This window comes from uncultured Marinococcus sp. (genome assembly GCF_947493875.1).
GTDB lineage: Bacteria > Bacillota > Bacilli > Bacillales > Marinococcaceae > Marinococcus.
Window position 1 is genome coordinate 206871 of sequence record NZ_CANLSU010000005.1, and the last position, 25527, is coordinate 232397.

At 51.6% G+C, this 25527-nt stretch carries 24 protein-coding genes; 9 read left to right on the forward strand and 15 right to left on the reverse strand.

Going from position 1 to position 25527, the window contains the following annotated elements; all coding sequences use genetic code 11:
- Positions 1-45: 45 nt before the first annotated feature.
- A complete protein-coding gene (locus tag Q0757_RS11485; RefSeq protein ID WP_298787434.1) occupies positions 46-606 on the forward strand; it encodes a hypothetical protein in 561 nt (186 codons plus the stop codon).
- 165 nt (positions 607-771) lie between these two features.
- Here the strand turns inward: Q0757_RS11485 and Q0757_RS11490 are convergent, their stop codons facing one another.
- The 6 genes from Q0757_RS11490 to Q0757_RS11515 form a co-directional block, all read right to left on the reverse strand.
- The gene (locus Q0757_RS11490) at positions 772-1458 is read right to left on the reverse strand and encodes a peptidoglycan-binding protein (protein WP_298787436.1); all 687 of its coding nucleotides are present in this window, start codon (positions 1456-1458) and stop codon (positions 772-774) included.
- A gap of 356 nt (positions 1459-1814) precedes the next feature.
- Positions 1815-2861, reverse strand: a complete 1047-nt coding sequence (locus tag Q0757_RS11495) for an HD-GYP domain-containing protein (protein WP_298787438.1) — start codon at positions 2859-2861, stop codon at positions 1815-1817.
- 153 nt (positions 2862-3014) lie between these two features.
- Complete coding sequence (locus Q0757_RS11500; RefSeq protein WP_298787440.1) at positions 3015-3467, reverse strand: universal stress protein; 453 nt, start codon at positions 3465-3467, stop codon at positions 3015-3017.
- Between the two features lie 71 nt (positions 3468-3538).
- Positions 3539-5083, reverse strand: a complete 1545-nt coding sequence (locus Q0757_RS11505; protein WP_298787442.1) for a CocE/NonD family hydrolase — start codon at positions 5081-5083, stop codon at positions 3539-3541.
- 12 nt (positions 5084-5095) lie between these two features.
- Positions 5096-5935 carry a YitT family protein gene (locus Q0757_RS11510; RefSeq protein WP_298787444.1) on the reverse strand — a complete coding sequence of 280 codons (840 nt, stop codon included), beginning with the start codon at positions 5933-5935 and terminating at the stop codon, positions 5096-5098.
- Positions 5936-6026: 91 nt separating this feature from the next.
- Positions 6027-7508: a BCCT family transporter gene (locus Q0757_RS11515; protein ID WP_298787446.1), complete on the reverse strand. Its 1482-nt coding sequence runs from the start codon at positions 7506-7508 to the stop codon at positions 6027-6029.
- 272 nt (positions 7509-7780) lie between these two features.
- Between Q0757_RS11515 and Q0757_RS11520 the strand changes: the two genes are divergently transcribed.
- From Q0757_RS11520 to Q0757_RS11540, 5 genes are all read left to right on the forward strand, one after another.
- Positions 7781-8356: a GbsR/MarR family transcriptional regulator gene (locus Q0757_RS11520; RefSeq protein ID WP_298787448.1), complete on the forward strand. Its 576-nt coding sequence runs from the start codon at positions 7781-7783 to the stop codon at positions 8354-8356.
- Positions 8356-9237, forward strand: a complete 882-nt coding sequence (locus Q0757_RS11525; protein ID WP_298787450.1) for a 3-keto-5-aminohexanoate cleavage protein — start codon at positions 8356-8358, stop codon at positions 9235-9237. The genes Q0757_RS11520 and Q0757_RS11525 overlap by 1 nt, the downstream gene beginning before the upstream one ends.
- Before the next feature lie 18 nt (positions 9238-9255).
- The gene (locus Q0757_RS11530; RefSeq protein WP_298787452.1) at positions 9256-10227 is read left to right on the forward strand and encodes a 3-hydroxyacyl-CoA dehydrogenase NAD-binding domain-containing protein; all 972 of its coding nucleotides are present in this window, start codon (positions 9256-9258) and stop codon (positions 10225-10227) included.
- The gene (locus Q0757_RS11535; RefSeq protein WP_298787454.1) at positions 10217-10687 is read left to right on the forward strand and encodes a thioesterase family protein; all 471 of its coding nucleotides are present in this window, start codon (positions 10217-10219) and stop codon (positions 10685-10687) included. Before Q0757_RS11530 ends, Q0757_RS11535 begins: the two co-directional genes overlap by 11 nt.
- Before the next feature lie 121 nt (positions 10688-10808).
- Entirely contained in the window at positions 10809-11699 is an 891-nt protein-coding gene (locus Q0757_RS11540) for an alpha/beta hydrolase (RefSeq protein ID WP_298787455.1), read from the forward strand.
- A gap of 17 nt (positions 11700-11716) precedes the next feature.
- On the opposite strand, the gene Q0757_RS11545 is transcribed toward Q0757_RS11540, so the two are convergent.
- The 3 genes from Q0757_RS11545 to Q0757_RS11555 form a co-directional block, all read right to left on the reverse strand.
- Positions 11717-12097: a DUF488 domain-containing protein gene (locus Q0757_RS11545; protein WP_298787456.1), complete on the reverse strand. Its 381-nt coding sequence runs from the start codon at positions 12095-12097 to the stop codon at positions 11717-11719.
- Positions 12098-12591: 494 nt separating this feature from the next.
- Positions 12592-13809 (reverse strand): NRAMP family divalent metal transporter, encoded by a 1218-nt coding sequence (locus Q0757_RS11550; RefSeq protein ID WP_298787458.1) that lies wholly within the window; start codon positions 13807-13809, stop codon positions 12592-12594.
- Between the two features lie 42 nt (positions 13810-13851).
- Positions 13852-14640, reverse strand: coding sequence for a carbon-nitrogen family hydrolase (locus tag Q0757_RS11555; protein WP_298787460.1), 789 nt, complete (start codon positions 14638-14640; stop codon positions 13852-13854).
- 169 nt (positions 14641-14809) lie between these two features.
- Between Q0757_RS11555 and Q0757_RS11560 the strand changes: the two genes are divergently transcribed.
- Positions 14810-16249: a DUF2254 domain-containing protein gene (locus Q0757_RS11560; protein ID WP_298787604.1), complete on the forward strand. Its 1440-nt coding sequence runs from the start codon at positions 14810-14812 to the stop codon at positions 16247-16249.
- Positions 16250-16295: 46 nt separating this feature from the next.
- Here Q0757_RS11560 and Q0757_RS11565 read toward each other — a convergent pair whose 3' ends face one another.
- Positions 16296-17456: a lactate 2-monooxygenase gene (locus tag Q0757_RS11565; protein WP_298787462.1), complete on the reverse strand. Its 1161-nt coding sequence runs from the start codon at positions 17454-17456 to the stop codon at positions 16296-16298.
- Positions 17457-17474: 18 nt separating this feature from the next.
- The gene (locus tag Q0757_RS11570; RefSeq protein WP_298787464.1) at positions 17475-18731 is read right to left on the reverse strand and encodes a cytochrome P450; all 1257 of its coding nucleotides are present in this window, start codon (positions 18729-18731) and stop codon (positions 17475-17477) included.
- 117 nt (positions 18732-18848) lie between these two features.
- On the opposite strand from Q0757_RS11570, the gene Q0757_RS11575 reads away from it, so the two are divergent.
- Entirely contained in the window at positions 18849-19334 is a 486-nt protein-coding gene (locus Q0757_RS11575; protein ID WP_298787467.1) for a cupin domain-containing protein, read from the forward strand.
- A 71-nt stretch (positions 19335-19405) separates the two neighbouring features.
- Here Q0757_RS11575 and Q0757_RS11580 read toward each other — a convergent pair whose 3' ends face one another.
- Together Q0757_RS11580 and Q0757_RS11585 are read right to left on the reverse strand one after the other, a co-directional pair.
- Positions 19406-20440 (reverse strand): hypothetical protein, encoded by a 1035-nt coding sequence (locus Q0757_RS11580; RefSeq protein WP_298787469.1) that lies wholly within the window; start codon positions 20438-20440, stop codon positions 19406-19408.
- A 158-nt stretch (positions 20441-20598) separates the two neighbouring features.
- Positions 20599-23034: a bifunctional diguanylate cyclase/phosphodiesterase gene (locus tag Q0757_RS11585; protein WP_298787471.1), complete on the reverse strand. Its 2436-nt coding sequence runs from the start codon at positions 23032-23034 to the stop codon at positions 20599-20601.
- A gap of 340 nt (positions 23035-23374) precedes the next feature.
- Here Q0757_RS11585 and Q0757_RS11590 point away from each other — a divergent pair, with 340 nt between their 5' ends.
- Complete coding sequence (locus tag Q0757_RS11590; protein WP_298787473.1) at positions 23375-24478, forward strand: diguanylate cyclase; 1104 nt, start codon at positions 23375-23377, stop codon at positions 24476-24478.
- Here the strand turns inward: Q0757_RS11590 and Q0757_RS11595 are convergent.
- On the reverse strand, positions 24475-24663 hold the full coding sequence (locus tag Q0757_RS11595) for a hypothetical protein (RefSeq protein WP_298787475.1): 189 nt from the start codon (positions 24661-24663) through the stop codon (positions 24475-24477). The genes Q0757_RS11590 and Q0757_RS11595 overlap by 4 nt on opposite strands.
- A 167-nt stretch (positions 24664-24830) precedes the next feature.
- Positions 24831-25523, reverse strand: coding sequence for a FadR/GntR family transcriptional regulator (locus tag Q0757_RS11600; protein WP_298787477.1), 693 nt, complete (start codon positions 25521-25523; stop codon positions 24831-24833).
- Between the last annotated feature and the right edge of the window lie 4 nt (positions 25524-25527).

Sequence of the window (25527 nt, forward strand, 5' to 3'; positions counted from 1 at the left end):
TGGTTTCGCGCATGCCGCGCAAACCATAAAGGGGGGACAGCATCTATGCAGAACCAGGAATGGATCTTTAACGATATACTTTTCTTTTCCTCCCGCAATTCAGTTCCAGTTTACAACCACGGAGGGGAAACCGTCGGCCTGCTTGAGCGTGCCGACGCCAAATCCATCGAAGTTAACACCGATCATATGCGTACCGGGGACGCCTACCGGTTTAAGGATACTTACGGCCGTACGCGGATGGCCATGGGTGTGAAAAAAGGCAAGATGCACCGGCGCCTCCGCTACCATTATATGTTTCAGCCATGCAGCGGAGAAAAGGAAATCGAACTGCGCGACCAGATATTTTTCCCTTACTTTCGTTTTCATGTAAAGGGAAGCATTAATGATGAACAGCTCGAAATCTACCAGACCCGCCATGAGCAGCTGATCGTACGGTGCGAAAAAGCAACTGTCGCTACGATTACATTTAAAAACTCCGGCTGGAAGGTTTCAGCCTCCGTCAATAAAATTCAGGATTCCTGCGTGACAACGCCGGAATTTCTCACCCTCGCCTACTGCATGTTCCGCTTAAACGACTTTGAATCCTCCGATATTAAAACACTGTAAGCAAAGCCCGCAACAGAAAATTTTCTTCAATAATATAAAGTTGGCGCACAGCTCTATATGAAGGCTGTTTAACAGGAGCACTGGCGGTGCTCTTTTTTTTATGGCCTCAGACCGTAAAAAACCCGCCTTCCTTTAGGAGGAAGACGGGTAGTGCTTATCCATTGATTAGTCTACTACTGTTACTTCTACGTCCTGACGCCCGAATGCATAAGCATCGGATTTCGTCGGTACGTGGATGTCGATGCGGTCGTTATTGATCGCACCGCCAGTGTCGGCTGCTTCATACGTGCCCATGCCTTCGACCTTCACGGTGGAGCCAAGCGGAATCACGTCCGGGTCTACGGCAATTACGTTGGCGTCGCGGTCGTTGTTCAGGTTAACGCCTGTTGCAGTGATGCCGCTGCAGCCGGCACATTCAGCCGTGTAGGCGGTAGCTTCCATCGTCATGGTCTCACCGCCGCTGTCTGCATCGCTGCTGGTGGATGCTTCTGAAGAGCTGCTGCTTTCGCTTTCAGAGGATTCGGATGTAGAGGCTGCCTTCACTGCTTCGCCGCCGTCCACGTCATCGAGCGCTGCGCGGGTGTTCGGTCCGATAATGCCGTCCACTACGAGTCCCTGATCACGCTGGAAGCTGCGTACGGCGCTGTCTGTGATCGGCCCGTAAATACCGTCTACGGCGTAATCGTAATAGCCTTCATCCTCGAGAACAGACTGTGCTTCGGACACATCGTCCCCGCGGTCTCCTTTATTTAATAAGTCTGCTGCGTCCGACACGGCCGGTGCCGCTGCCATAAGTCCTGTTCCGAGTGCGAAACCACCGGCCCACTTCATCGATTGACGTACAGAAAACATATATGAATACCCCCAACTGTTTGAATTTCTCTCACAGCAAGAACTATAACGAACCAGCATGGGGGACTTCAAGCTTATTAGTTAATTGTAATTACATTGTAATTTCTATGTAATTATTACTAATGGTTGATAAATTCCCGTAACAATTCCTCTGTTTTTCTTATTTTCAGCAGTTTTCCCATTACTGGGGACTTACAGCTGCTTTATGCCGACCCTTCAAGCGCATAGACTTTACGCTGATTTATTTCTTCTATTACTAATCCTTTTTGCCAACTATTACAGGAGTTTTGCTTTTTTCCATGATAACAGCTGCCAGCAGCTTCGAAATAAAAAAAGCTGCCCCTGAAAAGGATCAGCTAATCCCCCGCCTGCTGCCTGACCAGCATGCGCCTGATGCGGAGCTTGCGGTTTGTTGGCACGTAAAACACCTTTGATGTGCCTTCTTCCTTAAGCAGAGGAAAGGTTGGGAGTTTATCATCAATTTTAATAACTGTGGCAATACGGTCGTCTGAAAGCTCCACCGTGGCTCCTGTCGGGAAAATTTCCAGGCTTTCACACAGCCGGGCCACATAATTCATGTCCACACTCTCTTCATTCACAATAATGCGCAGGGCTTTATGGGGGCTCAGCGCTTCTCTGTACGGACGATCGAGTGATAATGCTGAAAAAATGTCCACCACACCAATCAATCTGGCCAGCTCCTGTATCTTCTCCTCATCAAGAGCACGGGGATAACCCCTGCCATTCAAGCGCTCATGATGATCAAGAGCCATCAGCGCTACGCGTTCTGAAAATTCCCACTCTTTAAGCAGCGTGTATCCATGCAGCGTATGTGCCTGAACGATCCCCATTTCCTGGCCGTTTAAAGCTCCATTTTTCCATAGTATTTCCTGTGGCACCTTCAGCTTGCCCACATCATGCAGCAGACAGCCCACCGCTATCTCTCTCATGTTCGGAAAGTCCAACTCATAGGCCAGAAGAGTTCCTAATATAAACACGTCAAATGAGTGCTGGTACGTATACAGGTCCCACTCCTTTATTTTGTCCATCAGCGTTTTTACTTTTGGCATTTTCATTACCGAGCAGAACATATTTTCCAGCCATTCATAGCGGCGCAGATCATTCAGTGCAAAACCAAACCGATATTCATTGCCGAGGCCAATCACGTTGTCCAAAAACAGACGCTTTAATTCCTGATCACTTAACTGCTTTCCTTCCTGATTGTGTTCGGCCGCTTCACCAGCCTGATGAACTTCTACTTTTTCAATTCCCCACCTTTGCAGCTTATCGATCCATTCCTTCGTTAATACCATTCCCTTTTTCAACGCCAGCGCGTTTCCTTTATATACATCCTCCTCCAACACGTCCTCCGGCCTTAAGTCTTTGATCAGCCTCTCCGTCATGATCTCCACCGCCCGTTGTCGTATTAATATTCAAGTATTCCGACCGCATATTAGGTATATATTCACAGTACTTTAGTTGCTTATTAAAATCAATATGTAATATGCAAATTATTATAAGAAAAGCCGGAAGCCCCTGGCTTCCGGCGGATACTTCTATTCTTCCTTGCTGTCTACGATCAATATATCGCAGCTGGCCGAACGGACGACCGCTTCCGAGAAGCTGCCCATCAGCGTACGATCCATTTTATTCTTGCTCGTCTGCGGGAGCAGCACCAGATCAATCTGATAATCCGGCACTACCCGCTGCAGAAGCGTCTGCGTCGGAGCTCCGTGCTCGACAATCAGCTTCGCATCGAGCTTTCCGTGCCCGTGAGACTCTGCTTTCTGCTTCACTGTGTGAAGTGTTTCGGTTGCTTCTTTTTCCGCTTTTTTTAAGACATCCTCTTCATAGCGGGCAAACGGGCCGTAGCCTTTTTCCTCGACCATCGCAGCTAAATAAAGGTTCGCTCCGTGAAGCTCGGCTAGATCACAGCCTTTTTGTACGACATGCTCCGGCGCTCCTGTCGTTGGGTGTACGCCAATTAAAATGTTTTTATATAGTTCCATATTTATACGCCTCCTTATTAAGTATATGGAATGCGTATTACGCTATTCCCATCTACCGGAAAATGTATGCATCAATCCTGGAAAACAGGAGACGTTCCGGCAGATACGTGTAGCTGCGAGGTACCATGGATTTTCGCCCAGTCGGGGCTCGTCCCGCTTTCAATGCGCGGAAAACTGCTTAAATAGATTTCCAGACGCAATCGGTTCCCCGCCGAAAACCGGTACGCCGTTCTGCCGATATCGATAGTGTGCTCCCCGGCCTGCACAGTATCCACCACGTTCCATGCACTCCCGTCCGGCTTTACATCGCTTATCCGCAGGCCGATCGGAAGGCCCGGGCGGCTCAATGTCATCCGCAGGTGCGCCTGCACGGTGCCGAGCATTTCCCAGTCGCTTTGCAGCGGCGCACCCGTATACACCAGCACGTCGCTCCGCGCCTGTATATCCTGCTGGTCAAAGCTTCCCGCCGGAAATCCACTCATTAAAATATTTCCGCCGCTAGTCGGCACCGGGTGATCCGGATCATGCCGCGCTCGCCGGCCGGGCGCCTCCTGCTTCGGTGCTTCCGCGGACAGCAGGCCGTCTGGGTGCAGGTAAAACACCGACTCCGCCTCTCCCTCCGGTGTTTGCGCGCCGCTTCGCCAGTCGCCGGCGTGCATGACGTAATAGTGCACCGGGTCCCGGGGCGGCTTTTTTTCGTCCTTCAGCCAACGGTCAAACCACTGCAGAAACAGTCCGGTCAAGTCGATCCGGGCGTCCGGGAAAAACACATCGCCTGCCTCGCCGCTCTGGTCTTCGTGCGTCCACGGACCGATCCAGAGCTCCGCCGGCCCGGCCGTTCTTTGATACAAATCGATAGTCTCTTCAAGAAAGCAGTCGTACCATCCGGCCAGAAACAGCGCCGGCACATTAATGCTCTCCGGAGCTGCCTGCATGTATTGCCTGCTTTCTGCAGAAACGTCTCCAAGCAGAAAGTCTTTATAGTACCCCGGCAGGCCGGCAGCTGTGACCGGAGGCCACGTGAGCGGATCTCCTTTCCCGAGCCAGCCCGGCAGATCTTCAATATACCCGCTGATACGTGCCGGGCCGGCGTATCCTTCCACCCGCTCCAGGTGATCCGGAAGCATGGACCCGGCGACCCATGACTGCCATTTGCCGAGCTCAAACACGCCCCGGCTCCCCCGCATCGTGCTCCAGCCATCCGCAAACGCCATCATCGGCGCTATTGCCTGCAGCGACGGCGGCTGTCCGGCAGCCGCTGCCACCTGGGTGAAGCCGTGATACGACATACCGATCATGCCGACGTTCCCGTTCACCCCCGGGAAACGGGCCGCCCATTCCACCGCATCATAGCCGTCGTCGGCTTCATATATAAATGGATAAAACGCTCCGTCGGAGGCAAACCGGCCGCGCACGTCCTGAATAACGACCACGTAGCCGGCCGCTGTCAGGCGCCCGGCATCAACGAATGTTTCCCGGTAGTGGCGGGTCGTTTTGTCATACGGGAGCCGGAGCAAAAGAGCCGGCCAGCTTCCGTCCCCGTCCGGGCGGTACACGTCTGCGCGCAGCACGGTTCCGTCGCGCATCCGACTTTCCGCCTGCTTTTCAATACGCATCGCCATCCTCCTTTACGAACGTACTTCCTCGTGGCCGATCGAAAACGTGCCGCCCGATACGTCCTTCACGTTGTGCACGACAATGAACGCATTCGGATCCACTTCTTTAATCACCCGTTTCAGGCGAAGCAGACGGTGCGAGTGAATCACAATATACAGCACACGGCGCTGTTCTTTCATGTACTCTCCCCTGCCGTCAAAAACGGTTGCACTCGAGGCAAGCTCCTTCGTAATCCGCTCCGAGATCTGTTCGGAGTACGGGGATACCACGTTGAGCGCTTTTTTCGAGTCAAAGCCGCCGAGCACAAAGTCGGTGACAACCTTCCCGATGTAGAGCGTAATCAGGGTGTACATCGTAGACACCGGCCCGATAATGAAAATCCCTGCAATCACGACGAGCGCGTCCAGAACGAGCGTCATGCCGGTCAGATCCCAGCCGAGCTGCTGGTTAAAGGCACGGGCGATAATGGATGTGCCTCCGACGGAGCTTCCGGCCTGATAAATAAAGCCGAAGCCGACGCCGGTGATCGCCCCGGCGAAAATCGCAGCAAGCAGCGGATCCTCCATCGGCTGGGCGTACACCCCTTCAAAAATCCAGATGAAGAATGAAAACAGCGCCACGTTAAAAATTGTTTTATACACCATGTGGCGCGGCAGGTAACGAATCCCGATACCGAGCAGCAGAATAAAAATGATTGGTGTCGAAATACTCGGCGAGATGTCGAGTCCGTAATAGATTAAAAGAGACATCCCGACAATGCCGCCCTCGGCAATGGAATTTGGCATCGCAAGCTGTGTCACCGCGAGCGCAAACAGCAGGGTGCCGATAATAATGTACATTATATTTTTCATAAATTCTTTTCCCCCCACATATATATTCTCAGACAAAACTATATTATAACGCAAAAAAGAGCAGGAACGCAGCCTGCGTTCCTGCCCGCGCTTATCTTCCGCGTTTCTGGTCGAGGTTTAAGGTCTTGACAATACCTACGCACATTAAAATAACTATGACCGACAGCGGCAGCGCGCTGACCACAATCGCGGTCTGGAAAGCACTCAGGCCGCCGACCACCAGTAGAATCGCAGTAACGGAAACGAAGAAGATGCCCCACATGATTTTGATCGACACCGGCGGGTTCAGACTGCCCCCGGTCGTCTGCATCCCGAGCACAAACGTCGCAGAGTCTGCGGTGGTTACAAAGAAAATCGTCACCACGATGATAGCAAACACGGACATAATGCCTCCGAGCGGATACGTTTCAAGCACATAAAACAGTGCCGTTTCGAGCGACTGCGATGATACCTCGCGTCCTTCAAACAGCTCGAGGAAGATCGCACTTCCGCCGAGCGTGCTGAACCAGAAGAACGAAACGATTGACGGCACGAGCAGTACCCCGGCCATAAATTCACGAATTGTCCGTCCCCGCGAAATCCGGGCGACAAACATGCCGACAAACGGCGTCCACGAAATCCACCAGGCCCAGTAGAAAACGGTCCAGTTCTGCGTCCACGCTGCTTCCTGCTCATCGATCGGATCCATCCGCAGTCCCCAGCCGAGGAAGTTCTGTACGTAATCGGACAGGCCGGAAGCAAACATGTTAATTAAAAAGAGCGTCGGTCCCGCGATCAGCATAAACAACAGCAGGATGCCGGTCAGGCTCAAATTGATATTACTTAAATACTTGATGCCGCGCTGAATCCCCGTGCTTGCTGACGTTACGAAGATAATCGTCACAATCGTCATGATAATGAACTGCACGCCGAGATTATACGGCACGCCGAAAATAAACTGCAGCCCGGCGTTAATCTGCTGGGATCCGAGCCCGAGCGAGGCGGCGACCCCAAATAATGTAGCAAATACGGCAATAATATCAACAATATTTGCAACCGGGCCGTACGCATATTTGCCGAGCACCGGCCGGAGCGTCGTACTCATCAGTCCCGGTGCCTGGTAGCGGAACTGCTGCAGAGCGAGCGCCAGCGCTACCAGCGCATAGATCGCCCAGGCGTGCAGCCCCCAGTGAAGCCACGTCGAGGAAACGCCGCGGATGGCATCACCTTCTGCGCCGCCCTCACCGTTTGGCGGACTTGAAAAGTGCCCGATCGGTTCGGATACCCCGTAAAAGAGCAGCCCGATCCCAATACCGGCAGAAAACAGCATCGTAAACCAGGTAAGCCGGTTAAACTCGGGCTTTTCATCCGGTTTACCAAGCCGTACCTTTCCGTATTTACTGAATCCCAGGTAGACGGCGAAAATTAACAGAAGCGTCACTAAAATCTGAAAATACCAGCCAAAATGCACAAATACAAACGCCTGGGCAGCAGTCATTGCTGCTTCAAGCTGCGCAGTAAAAAATACGCCGAACGCTAAGAATAATAGGATAAGAATGATCGACACTTTTAAAACCGTCGTCATATTTCTCATATGTATGTACCTCCTCCATAGTCTTTCCGCTGCACTCGTTCACAACGTCCTTCATTATAGAGAAAGCCCTTTGAAAAGAAAAAACGCGTAAGCCCGCAAAAACCTCCATAAAATCTATGCAATTTTTATTGCACAGAGTTTATAGTTCAGTATCTTATATTTCCTCCCTTTTTCGCCATTAGTGAGCCCAACCTGCGTTTTTGTCTTTTTTTTGAAACATGATACAGTTAGACGCGTGGAAAACAGAGAAGGAATGATAAAGGGGGAGCGCCATGAGTGCCTCAGGGGATAAAAGCCAGCTGCTTGAACAATTGAATGAAACCGAACGGCAGATTGCCGACCGCATTTCCGACAATATGAATACGTTTGGCGTATCATCCACGATCGGCCGGCTGCTCGGCATCATTTATATGAACCGCGAGCCGATGACGCTCGATGACCTGGCCGAAGCGACCGGAATGAGCAAGACCCGGATGAGCCAGGTGATGCGGCAGATGATTTCCTTAAACATTGCAGAAAAAGAGCATGTAAAAGGCAGCCGCAAGGAGCATTACAATGTGGAAAATGACTATGTGCAGACGTTTGTGTCCCTGTTTACCACAAACTGGCGGGAAGTGATCAGCAAAAACCGACAGTTTGCCAACAAGCTGCAGCGCGAAATCGACGAGATCGCTGCTGCGAGCGACGGTTCACCAGAGGTAGACCAGAAAATTACCGAGCTCCGTAAAGAGCTCGACGAATGGGTCGCATATTATAACTGGATCAGCCGTCTCGTCGAATTTTTCGAAAGCGGAGATATTTTCGACGCTGTTCCAATAGAGAGAAATGATAAAGGAGAAGATAAATAATGGGCCAGAAAACAATTATTACAAGCGCCGTTACCGGCGCCGGAGAAACGACAGACAAAAGCCAGCATGTTCCCGTAACACCGGAAGCTATCGCCCGTGACGCCATCGAAGCAGCCAAGGCAGGAGCCGCAGTCGCCCACATTCACGTGCGCGATCCAAAAACAGGAGCCTACAGCTTTGACCCCGCCCTCTTCCAGGAGGTCGTAGAGCGCGTCCGCGAAAGCGACACCGACGTCGTGCTGAACCTTACAGCCGGAGGCGGCGGCGATTTTGTTCCCGACCAGAAGCACCCGGCCACCGGCGGCGACGGCACCTTTATACAGACACCGGAGGAGCGCCACCTTCCGGTCGGAAAATATCTTCCGGAAATATGCACCCTCGACTGCGGCAGCCTGAACTTCGGCGACCAGGTATACCTCGGCCCGGCCGGCTGGCTGCGTGAGCAGGCATCGCTGATTCAGCAGAGCGGCGTGAAGGCGGAAATGGAGTGCTTTGATACCGGCCACGTCCGCTTTGCCAACCAGCTTGTCCGCGAAGGCCTCGTGGACGGCGATCCGCTCTATCAGTTCTGCCTCGGCATTCCGTGGGGCGCAGAAGCTGATGCGGAAACAATGCTTCACATGAGGCATCACCTGCCGGAGGGCGCCAACTGGTCCGCGTTCGGTATCGGCCGCATGCAGATTCCGATGGTCGCCCAGGCGGCTCTTCTTGGCGGCAACGTCCGTGTCGGCCTCGAGGACAATCTTTACCTTGAAAAAGGTGTGCTCGGAACGAACGCCCAGCTCGTCGATAAAGCCGTGCAGCTGCTGCAGACGCTGAACGTAGAACCAATGACCCCGCAGGAAGCACGCGATACGCTCGGCCTGACGAAACAATCTTAAAATCCTTAGGAGGACCTCATGAATCCAACAACAACTACTATTGCCGTCGTCGGAACCGGCGTGATCGGAAACGGCTGGATCGCCCGTTTCCTCGCGCACGGCTTTCACGTTATCGCCTGTGATCCGGCGGACGGCGCCGAAGAAAAAACCCGCAGCACCGTCACGTCGTTGTGGCCGAAGCTGAAGGAAAATGGCATGCACGACGATGCCTCCATCGATAAGCTTACATTTACGACTGATATTACAGATGCTGTCTCGAACGCTGCCCTTGTTCAGGAAAACGTACCCGAGCGCGAGGACATCAAACGAAGCGTGCTCGCCCAGATTGATGAACACGCGCCGGCCGAAGCCATCATTGCCTCAAGCACATCCGGCTACAAGCCGACAACACTGCAGACCGACTGCACCCACCATCCGGAGCGCGTCATCGTTGCCCACCCGTTTCATCCCGTGTACCTGCTTCCGCTTGTGGAGCTTTCCGGCGGCGAGCAGACGACGAGTGCCGAAATGGAGCGTGCGCAGGTGATATATGAGCTTGCCGGCATGAAGCCGCTTGCGATGAAGGGCGAGGTGGACGGCCATATTGCCGACCGCCTGATGGAAGCCCTCTGGCGGGAAGCCCTTCATATTGTGAACGATGGCCACGCCACCACCGAGGAAGTCGACAAAGCGATCGTCTACGGCGCCGGTCTCCGCTGGGCACTGATGGGACCTTTCTTGACCTTCCATCTGGCCGGTGGGGACAAAGGCATGACCCACATGCTTGAACAGTTCGGCCCGGCTCTGAAAGCGCCATGGACCAAGCTCGAAGCACCGGAGCTCACCCCGGAGCTGAGTGAAAAAGTCATCGAAGGAACCAAGGAGCAGTCCGGCGACAAAAGCGTCGCCGAGCTTGAAGAGCGACGCGATGAGTTTCTTTTAAAGCTGATGAACCTGCTGCACGAAGGCAGCTACTGGCCGGCAGAAAAGGTCGAGAGCCATGACAGATAACCGCACAGTCTGGAACGGCCGCGTGGACAAGGAATGGGTGGACTACAACGGGCACATGAACGATGCGGCTTACGCTGCTGTGTTCAGCCGCGCGCTGGACGCGCTGCTTGAGGGCACCGGCCTGACCGCCCGCTTTATCGAACAGGAGCAGTACACCGTATTCACCCTCGAAACGCACCTGATGTACCTGGCGGAAGCCCGCCAGGACCAGCCGCTCGCTGTATCAGCCGCGATCCTCGACCAGGACACTAAGCGGCTGCATCTGTGGTTTGAAATGCTGAACGACCAGAACGAAACAATCGCCACAAGTGAACAGATGGTCATGGGAATGGACCAGTCCGCCGGACGTCCCGCCCCGTTTCCCGAAGCGCTGCAGCAGGGCTTTACCGGCCTCCCGGTTCTTTTTCCGGAGAACTGGCCGGCCAAAGCCGGGCGCTCGATTGGGATTAAACGAAAATAACGCAGCATCAGCCGGTATTCTCCGAGGGAACGCCGGCTGATTTTTTATATTGGGCAATTGTCAGCTTAACAACGGGCCCTGGAAGGAATAGGCATGTAGAGAGAAGAAAGGAGTGGCACGGATGCCTGTATGGAGAACCTACCTGTTAACCGCGCTTTTGCGCGCGTTTCAAATACAAATGCGCCGCTATTCGCCGACCCACATTACCCCGCCCGCGGCAGATACGGTCCGCACCGATTCCTACATCGTCGAAACGGCCGCCGGCGCAACGCCCGTCCACCTCTATTATCCGGAAGCAGCCGAAGGCACAGCTCTCCCAGTGTTTGTGAATCTGCATGGCGGCGGCTTTTTCATGGGCAGCTATGCCGATGACGAAGGCTGGGGCCGGCATGTGGCCGAACGCACGCCGTGCGTAGTGGTAAATATTGATTACCACCTGGCTCCGCGCAGCCGGTTTCCGTTTTCTATGTTTGAAGTCCGGGACGTGCTCACCTGGCTGCACGCCCGGGAGGAACGGCTCGGGCTGAATATGGAGCGTTTTGCCCTCGGCGGACACAGCGCCGGCGGCAACATCGCAGCATCAACGCTGCTGCTTTTGCGCGACACCGGGGCGCCGATGCCCGCGGTTCAAATTTTAGACTCGCCAATTCTTGACCTTGCGACCGACCCTCGCGAAAAACCGTCCTTTCCGGGAGCGATCCCGATTTTTGTAGCAGACCTGTTTCCAGCAAGCTACCTGGAAACGAGCCAGAGTGCCGCGCACCCGTATATTTCCCCGCTTCGGGCGGTATCGCTCGCCGGGTTGCCACCGACGCTCGTGTTCACACCGGAATACGACTCCCTGGCCCAGGAAGCCTTCCGGTACGCGAAGCGCTTAAAACGGGAAGGCGTGCCCGCAGAGTATCGGATGTTTCCGAAGACGCTTCATGCATTTACCCATGTGGGACGAAAAAGTACCGCAAAAAAAGCGTGGGGACTCGTCGTCTCCACGCTTCAGGCCCGCCTCCTGTAGGCGGGCTTTCGTATTATCTATTCTCTTGGATGCGCGGGCTGCTGGTCAAGAATTTCCTTCAGTACCCAGGCGTGATTTCGTTTTACGTCCTCCGACGAAAATACGAGCGTCACGTCCTTGTCCTGCATCCTCACAATTTCTTTCAGGCGCTGCATTTCTTCGCGTTTAAGCTCATCCTGCTCAAGCTCTGCCTTGTACGCTTCCTTGAAGCTCTCGAACTTTTTCGGCTCTTCATCGAGCGCCTTCTGGAGTTCCTTTGACGGAGCGACGCCGTCGACCCATTCATGAATATCGGCACGCACCTCTTCGACTTCATTCGGCCATTCCTTCTCAACGAAAATCCGGTAGCCGTCGTCCGTATCTGCTTTCTTATGGAGCCGCTTGCAGTATATTGGCATTGATACCATCCTTCTTTTGTATAATATGAAACGTCTTTTCCCTTTCCGGGGAGGCGGGCAAACGTGCAAGCGAAAAAATTCGGTCCATTTAAAACCAGTTTTTATTTCCATTAATATTCGAAATATCGATTGGCCTTTGATACTATTATAGTAACAGCATACTGTAACTCAAAGGTGGTCGGCACTCCCTCACGAAAGGGGGGATGCCGTGATGCTAATAGACGCCGTAACCGTAGCCGCTTCTATTTTAACAGCGATCTACGCAAGCGTGATGTTAGCAGACTATTTTAAGCAAAAAAAATAAACCACCTTTGAGTTGAACGGCTCTTGTGGTTTATTTTCTCCCATGGCCGACCCCTTTGAAGGGTCAGTACTGCTGCTGGCGGTCCGTGTTCACGCACGGGCCGTTTTTTTGTTAAATAAATTATATCACAGGCGGATGAAGCTATTCAAGCTCCTCCGGCCCCAACCTTAAAAGCACTTCATTTTAAATTCTACTGCCACAGATCCGCAATTCCCTGAAGCGATAGAAACCCTGCCACCAGGGTAACCAGCACTGCCACTATTCCGAATATGAGCATCCAGGCCGGGTGCCTGTAATCCCCGACAATGGACTTTTTTCTGGAAGCCAAAAGCACCGATCCGAGGGTTAACGGAAGAATTAACCCGTTTAAAGCGCCGGCGACGATTAACAATGTGACCGGTTCGCCAACAATAGCGAACACTATCGTGGAAAAAGCAATAAAGCCGATGATCAGCCATTTATAATACTTTTCGAGCTGCGGGTGAAAGGAACGGATAAATGAAACACTCGTATATGCCGACCCTATCACGGAGCTGATCGCAGCGGACCAGAGCACCACGCCGAATATTTTATATCCGACGTTGCCAAGAGCGATCTGGAATACGGAGGCTGCCGGGTTACCTTCATCAAGCGTATACCCTGCGGACACAACACCCAGCACAGCAAGGAATAAAAGCACTCTCATAACCCCGGTCGTTAGAATGCCAAAATTCGCGGCTCTTGTGACAAGCGGCAGGGCTTCTCTTCCCTGAAAGCCCCGGTCGATCAGCCGGTGAGCACCGGCAAAGGTAATATAGCCGCCCACGGTGCCGCCGACAAGCGTTACGACCGGAAGCACGAGTGCTGCGTAATCCTCCGGGAACACGCTGCGAACCACGGCTTCCCCAACCGGCGGGTTCGTCGTGATCATGACATAGCCTACCATGACGATCATCACTACACCCAGAATCGGAATCAGAATATCCACCACTTTTTCTGCGCTCTTTACGGTAAAAATGATAATTGCAATCACGCCGGTAATCACTGCCCCCACCTCCGGGGAAATGCCAAACAGCACGTTAATACCAAGACCTGCTCCGGCTACGTTCCCAATGTTAAAGGCAATACCGCCGAGTACGATGAGTGCTGCAACCAGATAGCCGAGCCCAGGAAACACCATGTTTGCCACGTCCTGTCCCCGTTTTCCGGAAACCACCAGCACCCGCCAGATGTTTAACTGAGCGCCTATATCAATAATAATCGATGCTAAAATGGCAAAGGCAAAGCTCGCCAGAAACTGGGACGTGAATTCGGTCGTCTGCGTTAAGAATGCCGGGCCGATGGAGGAGGTCGCCATTAAAAAAATAGCTCCCCACAGCACCCTCCGCTGTACGCCTTTTTTCAACAGATCGCTTTGGTTTTGACTCATCATTCACCGCCGCCTTTCTTCTATCATAGGCTGCTTTCTTCTTTATTCGTACAAGTCCGGCACCCGGCTGTCGAAAACGGGTACGTTTTTGCGGACATCGGACACGTTGGACAGGTCCAGGGTTTCCTGGAGCGTTTCCTCGCGCTCCACGCTGCCCTTCTGCAGCACATTTCCCCACGGGTCAATAAACGCCGAGGAGCCCGCAAACGTAATGCCGTCGTAGGAGCCCGGACGGTTGCACGTCACGACATACATTTGGTTTTCCACCGCCCGCGCCATACTCAGCACGTCCCAGTGACTCCGGCGGCTGTCCGGCCATTCCGCCGGGATAAACAGCAGCTCGCATCCCTGCAGGGCGAGACTCCGGATGATTTCCGGAAAGCGGAGGTCATAGCAGATCACCACTCCCATTTTGACACCGCCCAGCTCAAACACTCTCACCGGCTCACGTCCGCCACTTAAATAGGCCGGCTCGTTCAGCATCGGCACGAGATGCATTTTGTCATAATCATAAACAAGTTCCCCGTTGTTATTAATCACAATGGCCCGGTTGTACACCTTCCCGTTTTGCTTAACTGCAATCGACCCTCCCATGATATGAACGTGATAGCGCTTAGCTGCGTCCTGTAAAAAGCGGATCGTTTCGCTGTCCGCAGGATCCTCCGCAATGTCACGAAGCTCCGGGAGCGTATACGCCGTCGTCCACATTTCCGGAAGCATGACCAGGTCTACACCGCCGAGCTCCTGCTCCCCGAGCCACCGCTGTACTTTTTGCCGGTTTGCTTCCGGGTCTCCCGCTACAATATCCATTTGGTAAACTGCAATATTCATCGTTTTCCTCCTCTTGGTTATGTATCCTGTTACGTTTCAATATACCACCGGGCGCTGCCCGAGAAACAGGATCGATTCTCCGGCACTCATATCATTTCCCGCCGGAAACCTTTATGCTTAACTGTAGCAGAAATAATACAAATCCTAGAAAAGAAAGCGGGTGAAACCGATGCTTCATATGCTGTTTCGTATGATGCCGGCACCAGTCAAGCGGCTGCTCAGCATGTCTTCGCGCCAGCGCTGGCATGAAACACGCGCCAGCCTCTGGGTACTTCCGGCTGTTTATATTTTCATTGCGGTATTTTTATCGATTATTTCATTTTGGATCGAGTTCAGCCTGCGGCCCGGCTGGACGCTTCTTTCGGCGTTTACCACGGAATACTCGCTCACTCAGACGATGTACAGTACGATGCTCTCCGGGGTTTTGACGCTCAACGCGTTCACCTTTAACTCAATGCTGATGGTGCTGACCAATATGTCGAACCAGTTTACGCCACGGGTGCTGATCAATTTCATTTCCAACCGCCGCACCCAGCACGCCATCGGCATTTTTAACCTTTGTTTTTTCTACCTGTTGATCGTATTTTTCTTTTTGGACTCATCGATCAGCCAGTACACCATTTTCCCGATTGCCGGGTTGCTCGCGACCGCCTTTTCCGTGCTGAACTTTATTTTATTTATTAATCACGCCACCAAATGGATGCAGGCACCGAGTATTACCACGGATATGAAAAAGCAGTCCGAGGAACGGATTTTAAACACGCTCCACTACGATCTGGAAAAATACCGGGCCGACAATCCGGATCACCTCCGGCTTTCCTATCTTCCGCAAAAACAGCAGGAGAAGGCGCAGAAGGTGGCCTGCGAAACGTCCGGGTACCTGCAGATTATTGATTTTGGCAAACTGATCCAGGAAGCACAGAAGGACGGCATCGTTCTCCAACTGCACTGTAGCATAGGTGATTTTCTGCTTCCGGACCTGACGCTTTTTTCCTACTGGAAGACCGAGGAAACTCCGGTCGAAGAAATCGATGAACAGAAATACCGGCGCATGCTGTTTCTCGGGGACCGGCAGAACGAAATCCAGGATCTCAGCTTCGGCGTTCAGAAGCTGAAGGATATTGCCGTAAAGGCGGTCTCAAACGACGAGCCCGGGACGCTGAAGGACACGCTCTACCAGCTGATTGACCTGCTTCTGTCCATCGCCAAAGTAACCTCCTTTACGCCGTATTTATCCGACGGGGAAAATACGCTGCGTGTCGTTATGAAGCAGGAGTATTTTTCCGATTATCTGTACACAGCGTTTGGGCACATCAGCGTGTATGTTAAAAACGATCCCGTGCTGACCAACATGCTGCTTGAGACACTCGTGCTTCTTGCCCGTTCACTGCCACAGGATAAAAAACCAATCTGCTGGAGCTATGGCCAGGTGGTCGCCCAGTCGTTCGCGGAGAAATTCGCCTATGAATTCGAGCAGCGCTCTTTTTACACTCATCTGCGTACGCTTTCTGTTGAAGCCCGTGACCCGCAGACCTTCCAGAAGCTCGTGCAGGAATTTATCGAAAAAGGCACACTCCCCGCCTCGTATGGAGAGGGAAAAGGTTCATAAACAGGAAAAACTCCCGACAATTGCTTTTGCCGGGAGTTTTTTCTACTCACTTTTGCCGTCGGAGCAGCGAACGGTCGATATCTTGAATACGCGCACGGCCGGTCAGTCCCATGGTTAGATCGGTATCAGCCAAAAGATTTTGCATCACTTCACAGGCACCGTTTTCCCCGTCCACGGCCAGGCCGTAAATGTACGGACGTCCGACCAGCACGGCTTCTGCGCCAAGCGCCAGCGCTTTAATGACATCCGCACCGCGGCGGATACCGCTGTCCATCAGCACCGGTACCCTTCCGCCGGCTGCTTCCACCATTTCCGGCAGCATATCAAGCGCTGCCACGGCCCCGTCCACCTGCCGACCGCCGTGGTTGGATACAATTAATCCATTAATATCGTAATCAAGAGCTTTTTTTACATCCTCCGGGTCCAGCACGCCTTTTAGAATAATTGGCAGATCCGTCTGCCGGCGTAAGAAGGCCAGGTCCTCCCAGGACAGCGCAGCATTTGTAAAGATCTCCACAAACTGCTGCACCGCTGCTGCTATATCCTCCTCGGGAGGCTGCTCCAGCTTCGCACGAAATGCCGGATCCGACAGGTAATTGGCAATGCCTTCCGCCTGCAGAAACGGCAGATACCCGTTTTCCAGATCCTTCTCCCGCCAGCTGAGCATCTGCGTATCAAGCGTTGCGACAAGCGCCGTATAGCCGGCCTGCTCGGCCCGCTGCAGAAAGCTTGCTGTTACGTCTTCGTCCTTGCCCCAGTACAGCTGAAACCATTTCGGCGTATCGCCAAGCTCCTCGGCAATACGCTCCATCGTAAACGACGAGGCGGTGCTTGCCACGTACGGTACGCCGATTCGCTTCGCCGCCCGGGCGGCCGCGAGCTCCCCTTCTTCATGGGCAATCGTCTGCACCCCGATCGGCGCCATCAGTGCTGGAAACGGGATTTGCTCCCCAAACAACTGCACCGACAAATCCCGCTCTTCCGTGTTTACCATCATCCGCGGCAGCAGCCGCCAGCTATCGAGGGCCCGCCGGTTTTCGTCAGCGGTGTTTCCGCTCCCGGCTCCGTCGGCAATGTAGTGGTACGGACCGTCTGCAAGCTGCTCCCTGGCCTGCTGCTCCCAGTCTTCAAACGATACGGGCAGCTCCTGCTTTTTTGTCTCCGGGTGGTAAATCTTAAACTGGACGTCGTTGCCGTAGCCGGCCATAGCATCCTTCCTTTCTGTTTACTTCCGGGTTACGTGCTTCATGACTATTTTGCTGTGCGGCAGCGTCGGCATGTCGTTAAAGCTGTAGCTCACGTCCTGCTCCGGAATTTCGTACGTCATCCGGTTGGCCAGGTAATCCAGGCTTTCTTTCATAATCTCCACTGTAATCCATTCTCCTGCGCAGCGGTGCCCGTAGTCGTAGTCACCGCCGCCCTGGGGGATAAAGCTGAACGGGCTCTCCTTCCACTCCTTAAAACGGGCGGGATCAAATTTCTCCGGATTGTCCCAAAGATCCGGATGATGATTCGTTCCGTACAGATCCAGCAGCACGAGCCGGTTTTTTGGAAAGGCGTAGCCCTCCCAGGTAAAGCCGTCCCGTACTCTGGCCGGCACGAAGGGGAAAAACGGATAAAAGCGACGTACCTCCTGCACAAACATCTTCAGCTCCAGTTCGTCTTTCGATGCCAGCCTTTCCCGGGCCAACGGATGCTGATACACGGCAAGGGCGGTGAAATCCACATAGATCGCCACCGCCACAATCGGCCGGACGATGTTCAGCACCTCCACCGCCGCCGTATGCGTGTCCAGCAGCTCTCCGTCCAGTTCCCGGTGCCAGGCGAATACATAAAGCGCCGTCTGCTCCGGCGGATGAAGCTTACCTTCCCGTACGTCTGTTACAAGCTCCTTGGCCCACTCTTCCATCCGGGCGCGGGCCCTCCGTCCTTTCCAGTGGTTCGGACCGATGGAGGATGTCGACTCAATCATCAGCCGGAGCATCTGTGCTTTTTCGTCCGCTTCATTCTGCCGAAATGGCACCCCGGCCCAGTCGCAGGCGGCCTGAAACAGCAGCGTCAATGCCTCATCGTACAGCACAATTTCTTCCCGCCGCTCCCAACGGGTGAGCGCTTCCTCCCAGCGCTGCCGGGCCAGCCGGCGCATTTCCTCAAGGCGTTCCCCGCTCATCAGCGACATGAACGCTGCTTTCCGGTGTTTATGGGCCTCTCCGTCGAGCGTCTGTACGCCGCCTTCCCCGAACAGCGTCTTTAATATCCGTTTGGGAGCTGCGCCGTCGCGTCGGAATTTACTTTCATCGTAAAACAGCCGTCCTTCTTCTTCGCCCCGCATACAGATCACGGGCTCGCCAAGCAGCCTTGTTTCAAAAATATTGGACTGAAAGCCGTGGCTGCGGTTGGAAACAAACAAATACCCTTCCTTCAAAAAATCCAGCGTATGCTCAATGCCTTCTTCGCGCGGTATCTGCTTTGATTCTGGCATAGTATGTGCCGCCCTCCATTGGAATTCAGATTTACAGTATATGTTTCCAGTACGCAGCATGTTCAAACCGGCGAACGTTTATTATACTGAAAACTGCACATAAAAGGAGGGGTCCCCGTGTCCACTGCCAACGATTGGATTAACCAGCTTCAGCTGGAGCCGCACCCAGAGGGCGGCTTTTTCCGGCAGACAATGAAATCGGATGAAACTATTACGACAGCTGACGGAAGAAACCGTGCCAGGTATACGAGTATTCATTTTCTCGTCCGCTCTGGTGAACCGTCGCGCCTGCACCGACTGGAGTCAGATGAAATGTGGTACTACCACACCGGTGCTCCTCTTGACGTGCATATGATTCACCCGGACAGCGGGAGCCATGGCATCCTAACGCTTGGTCCAAATCCCGCAGATGGCGAGGTGCTCCAGGGTGTCGTACCGAAGGGCGTCATTTTCGGCGCTGAAGTCCGTACCCCGGAGCAGTTCGCGCTGGTCAGCTGTGTCGTCGTTCCCGGCTTTGAGTTTGCCGACTTTGAGCTGCTTGCACGCGATGAGCTCACCACCGCTTATCCCGAACACCGGGAGGTCATTAAGCGGCTGACATGATAAAACACAAAAAAGCCCGCACATACCTTATCTGTGCGGGCTTAAGTTTAATAACTTGCGCTTTGGAGGATTTAGTTTTTCATCTCCCATACTTTATTATCCAACAATTCAGCTATTTCTTTTGTGCTTAATTCAGAAGTAAATCCTGGGAGATCTGCCAAATCAAAATATCGCTGCCCCATAAGCCCGCCTGGAGTTGGTTTTTTGTATTCTGTTTCTTCAAACCTATCGACAAAGAAAAAACGGTGGTCCTTGGCAATTAAGAAGCCCTGCTCTCGTTTCGCTTCTTGAATAACTTGTTTAACAATACTTTTTTGCGCCTCAGTAATATCTCCAATTTGCGTCGCAATTACCGAGAGTTCACAGGTAGCTTCATCGTATTCTATATCGGCACTGTTTGTGATTTGGCCGATGCTGCGCACTGCTTTGTTTCCATACAAACCTAAGTACTTATGCTTCTGATAGCCCCGGGATGAAGGGGCGTAGTACACTCCGTGCTCCATGTTTTGCTTCAGAGATTTGCTGGCCAAAACTACTCTCATTTTAGTGTGTGAATTATCAATCAGTCCCGCTTCATTACAAAAAGCTGCGTAATCCTCCACTACTTCTCCCAATCCAAATTGCTGATTTTGTGTTATTTCTACTGCTTTATCACAAATTTCTTTAAACGTTACCGCTATAAACATAATCTTATTATCTCGTTGTTCATTAATCGCCGTTAACTCTTTTGTGATTTTTTCATAATATGCTTCATCAATAGGCGCTTTATTCACCCAAAGAAGCAACTGTTGGTCTTCGTTATTAAACGAATTATGGTGTTTGATTAACTGCTGAATGTGTTCCTGGCCATACAGCTTCGTTTCGATAATGATTTTAAAGCTCTGCTGCTGAATTACTCCATCCGGCACACTTTCTTTTGCTTTCACCTGTTGTTCGAATGACAGTCTTGTATCAATTTCATGATTTTCTTTTTCAATTAGATTATTTAAAAACTGGTTAAAGGTATCTGCGCTGTGATTGTACAAACGATTGAACAAAAGTAAAGTATTGTTTGTCACCATATTTTCTTTTTGCGAATACCTTGGGAAATAATGCACCTCGGACATAATAAGCCTCCATAAATAAATTCTTTGTACTAAGTCTTAAAGACTAATTTACACTAATTGTATTTTAATTTCCAAAAAACATTATGAACGAATAAATTCATCGGTTTTTCAACGAAAAAGCCCGTGCAGACTCTTCCTGCGCGGGCACGCCTCCATTATTAAGATGTACATTCTTCATCTCTTTGCTCTCTGCGCATTTCAATAGCTTCGGCCGGGAGCGGCGGGCTGAAGTAGTAGCCCTGGTACTCCTGGCAGGATTTCTCCGAGAGCAGGCTCAGCTGTGAGCTTTTTTCGATGCCTTCTGCGATCACGTTAAAGCCGAGGCGCTGGGCCATATGGATAATGGTTTCCACAATCGCTTCCTCCCGCTGCCCGTCCTCGATGTTATCCATGAATGTTTTATCGATTTTCAGCGTATTCAGCGGGAAATCCTTCAGGTAGCTGAGCGACGAATAGCCGGTGCCGAAATCGTCGAGGGAAATGCGGATGCCCTTGGCCCGTATTTGCTCCATGAGCGGTACTGACCGTTCCGGATCCTGCACGATGCTTTCGGTCAGCTCAATCTCCAGGTATTCCGGGGGCAGGCCGGTGGTTTCCAGAATTTGCGTCACCATCTTCAAAAAGTCCGGCTGCTGAAACTGCAGGGTCGAAATGTTTACCGACATTCTGTCCACTGTGCTTCCGGCCGCTTTCCATTCCGCCATCTGCCGGCACGCCTCCTGAAGGATCCAGCGCCCGAGCGGAATGATGAGCCCGGTTTCTTCAGCTAGGGAAATAAATTCCCCCGGCGGCACCATCCCGAGCTCCGGATGCCTCCAGCGGACAAGTGCTTCATAGCCCTTGACCTCTCCGCTCCCAACGTCCACCTGCGGCTGATAATAAAGCAGAAATTCTTCGCTGAGGATACCCTTGCGCAGCCCGGACTCCAGCAGCATTTTTTTGGAGACCTCTTCGTTCATATCCAAGGTAAAGAAGCAGTATTGATTTGCGCCGCTGCTTTTCGCCTTATACATCGCTGTATCGGCATGCTTTAACAGGTCCTCTGACGTTTCTCCGTCCTCCGGATACATACTGATGCCGATCGAGGCGGAAATAAACAATTCATTTTTCTCTATGATAATCAGCTCATTTAATATTTCCACCAGCGAATGAGCCGTGTTTCCGGCCCGATAGCCGGTCGACTCCGGCAGAATAATGACAAATTCATCGCCGCTCTGCCTGGCCAGAAAATCCGACTCCCGCAGCAGCTTTTTCATCCGTTCCGCTGCAATGATTAAAAGTTCATCGCCAATGCGGTGACCGTAGACATCATTTACATTTTTAAACCGGTCCAGGTCGACAAACAGTACAGCCAGATTCTCCCGGGGCCGCTGCTCCAGCATATGGGTGAGATGTTCATTCAGCATACGCCGGTTCGGGAGCCGGGTTAAATCGTCCCGGTAAATCAGCTCCTGGATACGCTCGTTCTGCCTGATCCGCTCCGAAATGTCGCGGACAATCCCGGTATATACCTTTTGCTCTCCGGTGCCCTGCCGGGAAAAGGACAGCTCGAGCGGAAACGTGTAGCCTTCGCGGTGAAGCCCTTCAAGCTCTACGAGTGAAGCATGCTCCACCTCTTCGCCGGTTTTATGAAAATACTCCACCCTTCTCTGATACGCACTTGGAATAATTGTCGAAAGGGGTTCACCGATAATATCCGCCCGCCGATGCCCGAAAATACGCTCGGCGGCAGCGTTCCAGGAAACAATCATCATATCCATATTGGACGTAATAATCGCATCATTTGCCGTATGAATAATGCCCCGGTACAAATCATCGATATAATCCAGCTGGTCTTTTTTAAATTCGATCTGACGGTCGAAAACGGCCACAATAATTGTAATAACTAAAATCGTCATAATGCCGATACCGATAAAAATGGACAAAATCTCTGTGTGAATAGTGCCGCTGTCCATTGCCACCCCGGCGCTTCCATGTTCAAACGACGCTCCCGCCATCCCTGTATAATGCATCCCGGAAATAGCGGCTCCCATCAAAAGCGAGCTCCCGATAAAGCCGAATTCCTTCCACAGGCGTTTCCGGATGGACGGTACGGCTGAAAGAAGCCGCAAAGCGGTGAACGAAGCCAGATAAGCGATCACGACTGACAGCGTTACAAGCAGCGGATTGTACTGAATCTCAGCATTCATCTGCATGGCAGCCATACCGATATAGTGCATCGACACAATGCCGATACCGATAAACACAGCCCCCAGCAGATGCCATTGAACACTCGGCTTAAAAAATAAAAGAATGAAAAAGGCAAGCCAGCTGGCGGCCACCGCAAACACGATGCTAAGCACGAGCAGCAGCGGCTCATATGTAACCGTCATCCCCATATCGAGCGCGAGCATGGCGATAAAATGCATCGACCAGATGCCGCCGCCAAGACACAGGCCCCCGCTCATCGCCCAGACGGCTTTATGCTTCGAACTGGACGTTTTTAAGCGTCCGGCTGCATGAAAGGATGTATAGGAAGCAAGCACTGCAATCAACACAGACAGCACCACCAGCCATGGGCTGTATGATTCATAAGTAAGATCCACCACATTCACCTCTTCAGAACTCCTATTTTGCACAACTATCCGTTATTATATAATCTATATCTTTTATATCGGCTGGGAAAGCAATTTATTAGACTCATAGACATTTTTTCTTTAAAATTCGAAAAAAATATTATAGTCCCATATCATTCTATTAAGATTTTTTAATATCTCAGCCGTTATTACTTGTTTTTTATTCCTTATATAAAAATATTATGTAGTTCTAAAGAAATGGTATAATATAATTACCTATTCTCCTTGATGTACCAAGCACTCTGTTTTTCATTTCGATACTAATCACACTACCTATCAACAGAAAAGGTTTACTTGCCAGGGTAATGGAGGGGGATGTATGCTATCAGGATTTTTCGTCAATATAACGATTCTTACGGCTTTTATTTTCTTGTTTCACCGTGTGTTTTATAAAACATCTTTAACGCCCGCTTCCTCTCTCCGGCAAAAAGCAGCGGCCGGGACAGCCAGTGGACTGTTGGGAGTAGTCCTGCTTTTGTACAGCATCCCTCTTCCCCACGACGCCTTTATTGACCTTCGCATGGTGCCTGTGGCATTGATGGCTTTATTTGGAGGCTGGGTGCCTGCTGTTATTTCCGGCACGATTATTATCGCCGGGCGTTTATTGATCGATTTCAGCACTGCTTCTGTGGCCTCGTTTTTTCTCATCGTTGCCGGCGTTGTTTCTTTCAGTCTTATACATACCTTTGTTCGAAGAGTCCGGCGGCAGGCAGCCTGGATGGTAGCTGTTACGAGCATCTATATAAGCATCCTGCTTTTCTTTATCCTTCCCTTCCAGGACTGGCTTTTCGCTTCCGTTGCCTACCTCATTGCTTCTACAGCGGGAATGTCGATCGCCGTTTATATGTTTATTCACCTCACGAAGGTCAATCAGATGTTTAATCGCTACTATTATCAGGCCTACAGGGATCACTTAACGAATTTGTATAACCAGCGGGCATACCAGGAAATGTTTCAATTGGCAAAAACTGAATATTCAGAAAAATGCCGCCCACTTTCCCTGCTGATGCTGGACATTGATTATTTCAAGCAGATTAACGACACTTACGGCCATCCTGATGGAGATGCTATTTTGAAGCAGTTCAGTGAAGTGCTGCTGGCTTCCATTCGCCCAAGTGATGATGCGTTCAGGATCGGAGGCGAGGAATTTGCAGTTCTGCTTTACGATTGTGAAGCAGAGCATGCTGAGACCGTGGCCGAACGCATTCGAACAGATATTAACCGAACTGCATTCATCATTCAGCAGCCTCCCGGCTTTCTTTCTGTCACTGTCTCCATCGGGGCTGCCACGTATCCATCTCCCGGGCAGGACATATCCGATTTACACATTGCAGCGGACGATGCTTTATATCAGGCAAAGCATCTGGGCCGCAACCGCATCTGCTCTTACCGGGCATCCGGGCAGGAGCAGGAAATGCTTTAACCTTCTGCTTTTGCTTTTTTTCGGAAGAGTCTCTGATATCCGGGAATAGAATCTTCTTTTTCAGACGTTAAAGCGACCGGACGGATAATATTTCCCGACTTCATAAAAACGATGTTTTTTCCAATTCTCAGGACTTGATACACACGCTGATCGATGGAGCAACGATACAAATCACCTGTTCTCAACCTATTCACTCCCAGGGTTTAAGTTATTAACAGTCTTTCGCGTTTTTGATATTTCTAATATTATACAATTTCTACGAAGCACTGGACAGCCATTCCTCTCACTGAACTCCAGTATATAGAAAAAGCCGTTCCTTTGCGGGACGGCTTTTTTCGGTCTCAAATGACCCTTAATCCACCTGCACATTCTTAATCGCACGGCGCACCGATTGAATCAGCAGGTCAAAGGCTTTCTGGGCTTTTTCAATATCCTGCTCTGCCAGCCCCTCCAGTAACGTGTGATGGTACGGGTAGCTTTCATCAAAGATATGTTCAATGCCAAAGGGCTCGTTCCAGAATTGTTCAAACTGGTCCCCCACAGAATTAATGATGCTGTTGAGAAAATCGTTATCCGCCAGCTGATAGATGTATTCATGAAAGGAAGCATCCGCCTGGTTCGCCGTTTTCCGGTCATTGTGGCTGATGGCTTCTTCATATTCCGTTAAATACGCTTGCAGCTGCTTTATATCCTTTTCTTGAATATTTGAAATCGCCAGGTCAATCGCCTTTTTCTCCAGCGCCTCCCGCACCTCAAGAATTTCCAGCAGAAACCGCTGTTCGTTCTCGATATCAAACATCGTATGAATATAAAACGGGCGCAGCTCGTTCACGAAAATGCCCTTGCCGTTAATCACCTGGATCGCCCCTCGGGACTCGAGAATCTGCAGTGCTTCCCGCAGCGTTGAGCGGCCGATCTGCAGCTTTTCCGACATATCGCTGACGCTTGGCAGGCGGTCCCCCTCCTTTAATTTTTCTGATTTGATAAACGCATATATTTCATCCACCACCTGGGCAGACAGCTTTTGTTTTTTTATAGCTTTCACTAAG